The following is a 2,634-nucleotide window of genomic DNA, read 5'->3' on the forward strand; positions in this document are numbered from 1 at the left end:
CAGGGCGCCAGGGTTCATCGCTGCCGGGCGCGCAAGACCAGACCGCCGATGATCTCACCCGTCGGCGCGGCCCAACGCGACCGCCCCACGACGAAATGATCGCCCTCGGCGACCGCGAGGGCTCTTTGCAAACCGGACAGTTACCAAGATAGTGGTAAGCTAGTGGAATGCGTGTTACCATTGACAAGGTTGGCCGTTTGGTAATCCCAAAGGCGCTCCGCGAACAGTCGGGCATTACCGCTGGTGAGGTGGAGATATCCCTCGACGGGGCTGCTATCCGCGTCGAAAGCGTGGCAGTCGACGATCTGGTGGAAGAGGACGGGCTTCTCCTGCTGCCCAGCGGCGGGCCCGAGCTTGACGCCGACGCGGTGAGGGAGTTGCGGCTTGCCGACCAGCGCTGAACACGTGCTGGTCGACACCAGCGCGGCACTCGCACTGGCGCAGCGGGAGAACCCGTTTCACCCTGCCGCCAGGGCCAGGCTCCTGACCTGCCGCCGTGGGATGTCGGGGCACGCCGCAGTGGAGCTGTTGTCGGTCCTGACGCGCCTTCCGCCACCACACCGCCTTACTCCGGCTGCGGCGCTTCGCCTGGAGGAGAAGAACTTTCCGGAGTCGCGCTTCCTGGCCGCCACGGATACACACGACCTGCTGCGGGAGTTTGCCGACGCGGGATTGGCCGGTGGCGCGCTGTATGACGGTCTCGTCGGCGCGGCCGCCCGCAACCACCAGCTGCCGCTGGTTACCTGCGACCGACGGGCCGAACCGACATATCGCCTGCTCGGCGTCACCTACGAGCTGCTGTCGCCGATTCGGCAATGACCGGGGGAGAAACCACCGTGTCGGACTCCCGCCGACTGCGGCACGGCCGGCTCCGTTCTTCTCGCCGACGAGTACGCCGCCCAGGTCGCTGACAACCTCGCCCGTGCTCGAACGCGTCCCGGCATGAAACCCAGGGGTTGCGACACGGTCACGGATGCATACCTATCAATCCTTCACCCGTCACACACGTCCCATTGATCACTATCGTCACAGGAGCCAACTGCGGATGTCAATGGGGCGTCTGCCCAATGGACGCTTGGGAAGGTGTGCCATGTCGGCGATTCCTCGAATCGTGTCGCTAGCGATGGCGTCGGCGGTGGCTGCCGGACTCATCGCTGCGGTCGGCCCCACGCCGCCGGCGGGCGCCGCGAACTGCGATGCCCCCGAAGCGAACATCGACCCTCCCGCCGCACCGCCTTCAGGACCCGCACCCTCACCGGTCCCCCAGCCGCCGACCGGACGCAGACCGCCCGGCGCGAATATTCACGCCCCGCTGCCCCGGTTGGGCCCACTGATCTCTGCACTCCTGCACCCGAGCGCCCGGTACTCCGCTCAGATACAACATCAAGAGGGCGTCGTCCCACCGGCTCCCAACCCACCCGCCGTGCCTAACCAGCAGCTCCCGAATGTCAACCCGGCCGTTCCTGACGCAGCCCCGGAGCAGGCGCTCCCAGCGCCGACACCTTCGGAGCAGGCGCCGCCGGTCTCGATCGCGGGGGCTCCGACGTCGCTCGTCGACTGGGTGACCGGGCCGAACAGCCCGAACCAAACCCTGCAGCGGTTCGGCATCTCCGGGACCGACCTCGGGATCACCTGGGACAACGGCGATCCCGTCAACCATCAGGTTTTGATGGCCTTCGGTGACACCTTCGGGTACTGCCGTGTCCAGGGCCAACAGTGGCGTTACAACACGTTGTTCCGCAGCCAGGACCATGATCTGTCCGACGGTGTCGCGGTGGGGCCGGGGCTGCCCTTCGACAAATACTCCGGCTCGCCGGTTCGGCAGGCGAACTTCTCCAAACAGGTCCTGCCGGCCATCAAGTGGGCGCCCCAGGAGGGAATGATCCCGACCGCCGGCATCTCCATCGGCAGAACCCAATACATGAGCTTCATGTCCATCAGGCAATGGGTGCACGACGGGGACTGGACGACGAACTACTCGGCGATTGCGATGTCCCCCGACAACGGTCAGAACTGGGGCATCTACCCGAGGAGCGTGCGGATCGCCGCGCCGGACAGGGTTCCGGGTGCCCGCTTCGTTCCGGGGAACGAGCACTTCCAGATGGGGGCGTTCATGCGATCCGGAGACGGGTATGTGTACTCGTTCGGATCGCCGCCCGGACGCGGCGGCGCCTTATACCTGTCGCGGGTTCCGCAGAACTCGCTGCCGGATCTGACCAAGTACCAGTACTGGAATGGCGACGGAAACGGATCGTGGGTGCCCAGAGATCCGGGGGCGGCCACGCCGATCCTCCCGGGCCCGGTGGGTGAGATGTCCGCCCAGTACAACCCCTACCTCAAGCGGTACCTGATGCTCTACTGCAACGGCGCCAACGACGTCGTGGCACGGACAGCGCCGGCGCCGCAGGGGCCGTGGAGCCCCGAGCAACCCCTCGTGTCGTCGTTCCAGATCCCCGGCGGGATCTACGCGCCGTACATCCATCCCTGGTCGTCGGGCAAAGACCTGTACTTCACCTTGTCGCTGTGGTCCGCCTACGACGTGATGTTGATGCACACCGTGATGCCCTGAGCGGTTCGGATCCGCCGCGGGCGTGTTCGATTCGGCTCAAGACGCCCAAGCTCAGCGTCCAGCAC

The 2,634-nt window shown here is 66.2% G+C and carries 3 protein-coding genes; all 3 read left to right on the top strand.

The window, feature by feature from the left end:
- The first annotated feature begins 167 nt into the window (after positions 1 to 167).
- The 3 genes from ABDW21_RS09975 to ABDW21_RS09985 all read left to right on the top strand — a co-directional run bounded on the left by ABDW21_RS09975 (position 168) and on the right by ABDW21_RS09985 (position 2,569).
- Positions 168 to 401, top strand: a complete 234-nt coding sequence (locus ABDW21_RS09975; protein ID WP_343599447.1) for an AbrB/MazE/SpoVT family DNA-binding domain-containing protein — start codon at positions 168 to 170, stop codon at positions 399 to 401.
- Positions 385 to 819, top strand: coding sequence for a type II toxin-antitoxin system VapC family toxin (locus ABDW21_RS09980; RefSeq protein WP_343710391.1), 435 nt, complete (start codon positions 385 to 387; stop codon positions 817 to 819). The genes ABDW21_RS09975 and ABDW21_RS09980 overlap by 17 nt, the downstream gene beginning before the upstream one ends.
- Positions 820 to 1,045: 226 nt before the next feature.
- Complete coding sequence (locus ABDW21_RS09985; protein ID WP_343599449.1) at positions 1,046 to 2,569, top strand: DUF4185 domain-containing protein; 1,524 nt, start codon at positions 1,046 to 1,048, stop codon at positions 2,567 to 2,569.
- Positions 2,570 to 2,634: the final 65 nt, after the last annotated feature.

The sequence above is a fragment of the Mycobacterium sp. genome, assembly GCF_039583805.1.
Taxonomy (GTDB): domain Bacteria; phylum Actinomycetota; class Actinomycetes; order Mycobacteriales; family Mycobacteriaceae; genus Mycobacterium.

Coding starts and splice junctions, on each gene's coding strand:
- ABDW21_RS09975 (WP_343599447.1), top strand. CDS start 168: ATGCGTGTTACCATTGACAAGGTTGGCCGTTTGGTAATCCCAAAGGCG.
- ABDW21_RS09985 (WP_343599449.1), top strand. CDS start 1,046: ATGTCAATGGGGCGTCTGCCCAATGGACGCTTGGGAAGGTGTGCCATG.